This window comes from Bacillus sp. JJ1503, from assembly GCF_036965125.1.
In the GTDB taxonomy this organism is placed as follows: domain Bacteria; phylum Bacillota; class Bacilli; order Bacillales; family Cytobacillaceae; genus Cytobacillus.
This window is the reverse complement of the sequence record NZ_JBALOZ010000289.1, coordinates 1-8,567: the sequence shown is the minus strand read 5'-3', so window position 1 is coordinate 8,567 and position 8,567 is coordinate 1. Positions and strand designations below refer to the sequence as shown.

Sequence of the window (8,567 nt, the reverse complement as noted above, 5' to 3'; positions counted from 1 at the left end):
AAGTAAAGCTAATTAAATTTTGATTGTTTAAATGCCATTATTCCGAAAATATGTTTCAGAATAATGGCATTTCAAGCTTAGGGAGGAGAATTTACTATGTCTCAGAGATTACTGCCAAATTTAAAGCTTAGCGAACAATTTTTAAAAGGAATTAAGTATTTATTTATTGATGGAGAATTTGTCCCTTCTGTAAGTGGAAAAACATTCGATACAGTTAATCCAGCGACAGAAGAAGTAATTGCTACCGTATGTGCAGCGCAGGAAGAGGATATCGAGTTAGCTGTAAAGGCGGCTCGAAAAGCATTTGAAACAGGACCTTGGCCAAAGTTAAGTGGGTCAGAACGAGCAAACCTGTTATTAAAATTAGCGGATCTAATTGAAGAAAATAAAGAAGTACTGGCGCAACTTGAATCTCTTGATAATGGAAAGCCATATATCCGTGCTTTAGAAGATGATATACCAGGAGTGGTAGATTATTTCAGATACTATGCCGGATGGGCGACGAAGTTTTACGGACAAACAATTCCGTATTCACCTGAATATGTTACTTATACACGACATGAGCCTATCGGTGTTGTTGGTGCAATTGCGCCTTGGAATTTCCCTTTAATGTTAGTTGCGTGGAAATTAGGTGCAGCTCTTGCAACTGGATGTACAGTAGTGCTAAAGCCAGCTGAACAAACACCTTTAACAGCACTATACTTTGCAGAATTAGTTAAGCGTGCTGGTTTTCCGGATGGAGTAGTAAATATCGTTCCTGGCTTTGGAAATATCGCTGGAGAAGCCATTCTTAACCATAAAGACATTGATAAGATTTCCTTTACAGGCTCTACTGTAACGGGTAAGCACATTATGAAAAGGGCTTCCGAAACAGTTAAAGATATTACATTAGAGCTTGGAGGTAAGTCTCCAAACATTATTATGGAAGATGCTAATCTAACTAAAGCAATTCCAGGTGTTTTCAATGGAATTATGTATAACCATGGACAAAATTGTAGTGCTGGTTCCCGGATTTATGTACACAGAAAACATTTTGAAGATGTAGTGAATCAGTTAGCTAGTCTTGCAAAACATGTAAAACTTGGTGATGGTATAGACCCTGAAACGGAGATGGGGCCACTTGTATCGAAACAACAGCAGGAACGAGTGTTGAATTACATTGAAAAAGGAAAAGCAGAAGGTGCTCAAATTGTTGCAGGTGGCGGAAAAGGGCTTGAAAAAGGATACTTTGTTGAACCAACCATTATTGTCAATGTAACAGAGGAAATGACCATAGTAAAAGAAGAGATTTTTGGACCAGTTGCCGTTGTTCTTCCGTTCGACACAATTGATGAAGTAGTGGAACGGGCAAATAATTCGGATTATGGCTTGGCAGCTGGAATATGGACTGAAAATGTAAAAACAGCGCACAAAGTATCAAATAAATTAGCAGTCGGGACAGTTTGGGTGAACTGTTACGGACTCGAGCCTGCTGAGACTCCTTTTGGGGGTTACAAGCAGTCTGGAATTGGACGTGATAACGGTTCTTACGCTCTAGAGAACTTTACTCAAGTAAAGACAATTTGGATTAGTTTGGAAGATTAATTTTACACTATTAATAAGCGAAAGGACTAGCAAATAAATCATCTGCTAGTCCTTTTTTAGTTAATCACTCCCAAACTTTTGTATACTGAGCAAAACAATGTTGCAAAGGAAGCTATAGTAGAAAATCTACTGAATAGTTTATTTAAACTAATGAGAAGGATAAAGTAAAGTATTAGAATATTAAATATAATAGATATATAAATCAATACTGATAACTGTATCTGTAGGGCTATTTTTTTTATGGAGGTTAGTAGCATGCATTATGATGTAATTTTAATTGGAGCAGGTTCAATGGGGATGGCAGCAGGTTATTTTTTATCAAAGAGTGGAAAAAGAACTCTATTAATAGATTCTTTTAATCCACCACATAACAAGGGGAGTCACCATGGAGACACTAGAATTATTAGGCATGCTTATGGAGAAGGGGAAGAGTATGTTCCGTTAGCTCTCAAAGCCCAAGAATTATGGCATGACTTAGAGAATGATACTGGAAAACAATTGTTTCTCCAGACAGGAGTTCTCAACGTTGGTAATGAAAAATCAGATTTCATCCAAAACATCATCTCTAGTTCAAAGAGATATACGCTGCCACTTGATGTTCTAGATTCAAGTGAAGTGAATAAGCGTTGGTCTGGTATCGCTTTACCTAACGATTTCGTTGGGTGTTTTGAACCAACATCAGGAGTGCTAAAATGCGAGGAATGCATTGAAGCATACCGGGAGCTTGCTGAGCTGCACGGAGCTTCCATCTTAACAAACAGTAAAGTGAAAGAAATAGTAGTTCATGACAAAAAAGTAACAGTCAAGACCGAGGACCAGACTTTTTATTCTGAGGCATTAGTCGTTTCAGCAGGGGCATGGTCAAGTAGTCTCCTTTCCATGTTAGATTTGAACCTTCCTCTTAAACCGGTTAGAAAAACATTTGCATGGTTCGAAGCCGATGAACACTTATATAATCATCGGGATTTTCCAGCTTTTGCATTTGAGACATCTCAAGGCCTTTATTATGGCTTTCCAAGCATCAATGGTTCTGGATTAAAGGTAGGTCGTCATGATGGAGGGGAAGAAATAAATCCAGATGAATTCATACTAGGATTTGGTGAAATAGAAGAAGATGAAGCAGATTTAATACAATTTTTGAATGCCTATATGCCTTCTAAACTAAAATTAAAGTATGGTAAAACATGTATGTATACACTTACCCCTGATGAAAATTTTATTATCGATTTGCATCCTACATATCCAAACGTGGCTATTGCATCGGGTTTCTCAGGGCATGGCTTTAAATTTAGCAGTGTTGTTGGTCAGATTATAAGTGAATTAATTATTTCTGGGAAGTCAGAACAAAACATTTCGCCATTTTCAATCAATAGATTTAAAGAGAACTGCTTTACTAGCTAATAGAAATATTTTATCCTTCCCATTAGGGAGTGATTCTGGAGCAACATAACTTTTATTAAACCGATACTTAAATCTATTAGATATGAATCCATTTTGATCAATCTTTTTATCAAAATGGATTCTTTTTTCAGTAAAATACTGATTTGTGAAGTGTTTTTTAAAAAAAATTTGCCTAGCATAGGTGAAGACTCAAGGGTTCAAGTCCTGAACTGTGAAGGAAGTAGTAATGGTAGAGTGGGTAAATACTAAAACAAAAGTCGCTTTCTTTGATTTATCTAAAAATTAGAGTTACAATTATCTCTAATTAAAAATAATTTAATTCAAAGCACTTAGCCAATAATACGAACTCAGGGGGAATGCATTATGGAAAGACTATCAGAAAAAGTTGCTGTCATTACAGGTGGAGCAGGTGGTATTGGCAAAGTAGTAGCAGAAAGATTTCTAAAAGAAGGAGCTAAAGTGGTTTTAGTAGATTTATTTGAAGAATCCCTTCTTAAAGCAAAAGATGAACTAGCCTCACTTGGTGAAGTTCTTACAGTTCAAGCGGACGTTTCAAAAGAATCGGATGTAGAAAACTATGTTAAAAAAGCACTTGAACACTTTGGGAAAATCGATGTATTCTTTAACAATGCCGGAATCGAAGGAAAAGTAGCACCTCTTGTGGATCAAAAAATTGAGGATTTCGATAAAGTAATCAGCGTCAATGTACGTGGAGTATTTTTAGGATTGAAATATGTTCTACCAGTTATGACTAAACAAGGCTATGGCAGTGTTATCAACACTTCATCTGTTGCAGGACTAGAAGGTAGTCCGGGAGTATCACCTTATATTGCTTCAAAGCATGCAGTAGTGGGATTAACAAAAGCATCCGCAATAGAAGTAGCAAATGCTAATGTACGTGTGAATTCAATTCATCCATCTCCTGTTAACACAAGAATGATGCGTTCTTTAGAAGATGGATTGAATGTAGAACAAGAAGATTTAGCAAAGGCTATTCCATTAGGACGTTACGGTGAACCAAGTGATATTGCTAATTTAGTACTGTTCCTTGCTTCTGATGAAAGTTCATTTATCACAGGAGTTCAGTATAGAGTTGACGGTGGAATGGGAGCGTAAGATTTCAGCAAAACATTCTAAGCTTGAGGTTGTCTGTTTTAACTTTTGATGAAAAAATAAATATGGGGTAGTTTATAGATATATAAAGAGCGTGTTTTGATCAATCTTTTTTCAAAACGCGCTCTTTTCTTTTGTTCAATTATTTCATTTTTTAATTGAATTCTAAAGGGTACTTTTGAAAAGCAAATAGTACAACAGGTTTATTATTTGATAAATGAAATATGGAATGATAAAATTTGAATAAACATTAAACCGAGTAAATATATATGTTTTATAAGCTTTGTTTTTTTATATATAAATAATAAATTGTCTTTTAGAGGAGGAGTTTTTTAATGAGTAAGGTACCATTAATAGTAACAACAGAATGGCTGGCAGAAAGATTGAATGATCCTAATTTAAGATTACTGGATGCGACAACATTTTTAAAACATCCTGAGAAAGATGGATATTATGATGTGTGGTCGGGTAAAGAAGCTTATGAAAAGGGGCATATTCCTGGAGCAGTTTTTGCTGATCTATATAATGAATTTTCTGATCCTGATTCGGAATTTACCTTTACTGCTCCTTCTCGTGAAAGATTTGTACAAAAGATTAGTGAACTTGGTGTAGAAGAAGGGACTTATGTAGTGATTTATGATCAGGGAGCGATTGTAAATGCACCTGTTATTGCATCCCATTGGGCTTCCCGTCTTGCGTGGCAATTACGTTACGAAGGTTTTGAGGATGTTGCCGTTCTTGATGGAGGTTTTCCAAAATGGCTGGAGGAAAAACGCCCTGTTACAGCCGAACCTGGTTCCTATCCAAAAGGAAATTTCACTGGGGTAAGAAGACCAGAATTATTTGTTACAAAGGAAGAGGTTCTGAAAGCTATTAATGATGAGGATGTGATTATCATTGATAGTTTGACAGAAGCACATTATAACGGAGAAGTAAATACGTACGGAAGGCGCGGTCATATCCCAAGTAGTGTCAACGTATTCTTTGGTTCACATTCTAATTCAGAAACAAAAGAGCTTTATGATGAGGAAAATCTTCGCAAAAAATTCGAAGAAATTGGAGCACTCGAACCAAACAAGAAAGTAATTACGTATTGCGGCAGTGCTATTGCAGCTACTTGGAATGCTCTAATTTTAAATAAACTTGGGCAAAAAAATGTAGCTATCTACGATGGCTCTTTGACAGAATGGGCAAAAGATCCGTCATTGCCACTCGAAACTAAGTAAGGTATTAATTAAAAAAGGGTAGTTGAAAGAGCATCTGCTTAGGAAATAGCAGATGCTCTTTTTTTTCGGGTTCTTCTTATAAATCAGCTTTAGCTCCCGTGATGAAATTGATCCTTTTTTGAAATACTCGTTCCATAAATATGGGAAAGAACATTTATAAAGGCTATAATGGATCATTTATTATAACCCAAGTGTTTTTTGTGAAGTCAGTAACTCCTTTCAATCCTATAGAGGAAAATTATGCTGAAGCTTTAAAATTTATTTCGTTAATGTGAATAATATGTAAAAACTGTTGAATTTTAGGTCAGTAATCATATAATGGAATTGTTGCGAGTAAAAACACTTATTTTTTGTACAGAAAAGAAATTTTATGTAATTTATCCTCTTAGAAAATACTCAATAAAAATCTTCTAGTAATTATCAACCCAGTTATATTCATTATCATACTTCTAGGCTTTCTGCACAACGTCATTCCTTTTGTTTCAACTTGAAAAGAGTTTTTTCAAGGATTGTTATTGTCAAAGTTAAGAAAAGAGTTAACTTTAAATCCAAGATTTTCCCAAGAAATAAAATTCTATTTTCAGGAGGTAATGAAGATGGCTAAACGCCCAATCTCTATTCCAGAAAACCCAGTATCAATGTTTTTATTCAATAATACACAGTCTGCTCATATTTGGCTTGTCATCCGTTTGTATGTCGGTTATGCGTGGATAAATGCAGGGTGGCATAAAGTTACTGACGATAATTGGACAGGAAATAACGCAGGTGCTGCAGTTCAAGGTTTTGTTAAAGGAGCATTAGCAAAGGCTGAGGAAGGAAAAGACGTTACAGGCTGGTATGCAATGTTTTTAGAAAATATTGTCCTCCCAAACGCTTCTACATTCGGTTATCTCGTAGCCTACGGAGAAGTGCTAGTAGGATTAGGATTAATTTTTGGCTTATTAACTGGTATTGCCGCTTTTTTCGGTTCGTTGATGAATGTCAGCTTCCTGTTTGCAGGGACACTTAGCACAAATCCACTTTTATTTATTTTGGCTACTTGGTTAGTAATGGCATGGAAAGTCGCTGGTTGGTACGGGTTAGATAGGTGGGCGCTACCTTATTTAGGTACACCGTGGAATAAAGGCACTTCTATTATGAAATCTTCTATCAATAAGTCAAACTAAAATTGATTGAAGAATCACAATAAATAATGTGCTTTTGTGGCTAGAAGTAGGGAGTTTAAAGGTGGATTTATTTACCGAAATTTAAAAACTTGTCCTAGGAACAACTCTTGTTATTTTATTGCCGAAATAGGGATTTACCCTTAATAAAATTAACAAACTAGCTGTTAAAAATGTGAATATATAGTTATAAAAATACAAATAAAACTCAGACAATACTCACCTTGCTTCGGCACGGTGAGTATTTTTTATCCGTAAAGTAGGCCAAACGGAGCCTATTCAAAGAAGCATATCACCAAGTTCGAGCTGACACAGGGGAGAACTTGCTAGCGCAGTTCTCTATAATTAATGCTACGAAATTGCCATTGATCTCTATTCAAGTTAATAGAAGATTGATAGTAAAAAAAGTGAAAAAGTAAGGGGGGGGGCGTTGATCAAATGGAATTTGAATGATTTTATTTGCTAAATGAAAAGAATTAGATGTTTTTATGATAATATTAGAACTATTCAAAAATTTATGAGGAGGGGGAAGAATGGTAGCTGAGACAAATATTCTAGAGTTGAAGATGGCTATTAAAAACTTTTTTAATCTGTTTCCGGTTAATTGCGAACTAGTATTACCTAATAGTGAATCTATTGCGATACCTACTCAATGTCAGATTGTTCCTAAAGTAAAAAAGACAGGGATTAATGCATTCGTGAAAAGTAAAGATGAAAGTAGTATATGCGCTTCCTGTTCTTTTAAAGATAACTGTCAGGTAACTGCGGCAAGTTTTACACCTATTATACTTAATCAGAGAGTGATAGGTTTTATTTTAATTACGCCGATTAATGGACAGGAAGATTGGTTAATTGACAATATTAATAGGATAGAAGGTCAGTTGGTTATATGTAGTGAGTGGATTAGCCTCAAACTTGAAAATGCAGAATTAAAAGAGGAAAACATTTCATTTAAAGAGGAAATGAATGGAGTTTTCTCATGTTTGAATGAAACTATCATATTGGTTGGACAGGATGGAATCATCCATAACATTAGCAACTCATTATGTTCAAAGTTAAAAAAAGAAAAAACAGAGTTAATTGGATTAAATATTAAAGAACTATTAATTGATTCGGACTGGACTAAAATCTCCAAGACAAGATCTCAGCAGGATCTAAAAATAACATTAAAAGCAAATTATTCGAATGAAAAACAGGAAAATTACTTAGTGAAAATTAAACCTCTTTTGACATCCGGACGGATTACGTCCTACCTTTTACAATTATCCCCTGTATTAAAGCAAAAAGAGAAGATAAATGAACAAAGGGTTCTTTACTCGTTTCATGATGTAAAAGGTACGAGTGCATCTATCCAAGGTGTGATTGAAATTTCAAAGCGTGTAGCACCAAGTGATACAACTGTTTTATTAAGAGGGGAGAGTGGTACCGGAAAGGAGGTATTTGCACAATCAATCCATAGTGCAAGTAAAAGAAAAGACGGACCGTTTATTGCTTTAAATTGTGCAGCTATACCAGAGACGCTTTTAGAAAGTGAATTATTTGGCCATGTAAAAGGGGCTTTTACAGGTTCAAATACAGATAAACCTGGACGATTTGAACTCGCTAATCAGGGAACGATTTTTCTTGATGAAATCGGAGATCTCCCCCTTCAACTTCAATCAAAATTATTAAGAGTTGTGCAAGAAAGGAAAATTGAAAGAATTGGAGATACAAAAAGCACCCCAGTAAATGTAAGGATTATTACTGCCACTCATCGAAATCTTGAAGAACTTGTTTCTAATGGCCAATTTAGAGAAGACTTATACTATCGGCTTAATGTCATTCCTATTACAATTCCTCCTTTACGAGAGAGACAAGAGGATATTCCTATTATGATTGAGTACTATTTAAAGTCACTTTCAAAACAGTTATCACGATCCCCTAAGAGATTATCGAAAGAGGTATATGAGATATTACTAGACTATCACTGGACAGGAAATATAAGAGAGCTTCAAAATGTAGTACATCATTTTGTTCAGCTAGAGATTGGTGAATTAATTACTATTAATAGTTTACCGAAATATATTAGAGATCTTTATCA

General features: G+C 35.3%; 6 protein-coding genes. All 6 read left to right on the top strand.

Annotation, left to right across the window (positions count from 1 at the left end; genetic code table 11):
- The first annotated feature begins 96 nt into the window (after positions 1 to 96).
- Positions 97 to 1,584, top strand: coding sequence for an aldehyde dehydrogenase family protein (locus V7149_RS20290; protein ID WP_335347406.1), 1,488 nt, complete (start codon positions 97 to 99; stop codon positions 1,582 to 1,584).
- Positions 1,585 to 1,839: 255 nt separating this feature from the next.
- Complete coding sequence (gene solA, locus V7149_RS20285) at positions 1,840 to 2,985, top strand: N-methyl-L-tryptophan oxidase (RefSeq protein ID WP_335347405.1); 1,146 nt, start codon at positions 1,840 to 1,842, stop codon at positions 2,983 to 2,985.
- A gap of 363 nt (positions 2,986 to 3,348) precedes the next feature.
- Positions 3,349 to 4,101 carry an SDR family NAD(P)-dependent oxidoreductase gene (locus V7149_RS20280; protein WP_335347404.1) on the top strand — a complete coding sequence of 251 codons (753 nt, stop codon included), beginning with the start codon at positions 3,349 to 3,351 and terminating at the stop codon, positions 4,099 to 4,101.
- A gap of 332 nt (positions 4,102 to 4,433) precedes the next feature.
- Positions 4,434 to 5,324, top strand: coding sequence for a sulfurtransferase (locus V7149_RS20275; protein ID WP_335347403.1), 891 nt, complete (start codon positions 4,434 to 4,436; stop codon positions 5,322 to 5,324).
- 596 nt (positions 5,325 to 5,920) lie between these two features.
- Positions 5,921 to 6,490 carry a DoxX family protein gene (locus V7149_RS20270; RefSeq protein WP_438824135.1) on the top strand — a complete coding sequence of 190 codons (570 nt, stop codon included), beginning with the start codon at positions 5,921 to 5,923 and terminating at the stop codon, positions 6,488 to 6,490.
- A 530-nt stretch (positions 6,491 to 7,020) separates the two neighbouring features.
- The coding region (locus V7149_RS20265; protein WP_335347401.1) for a sigma-54 interaction domain-containing protein at positions 7,021 to 8,567 on the top strand (1,547 nt) is incomplete at its 3' end.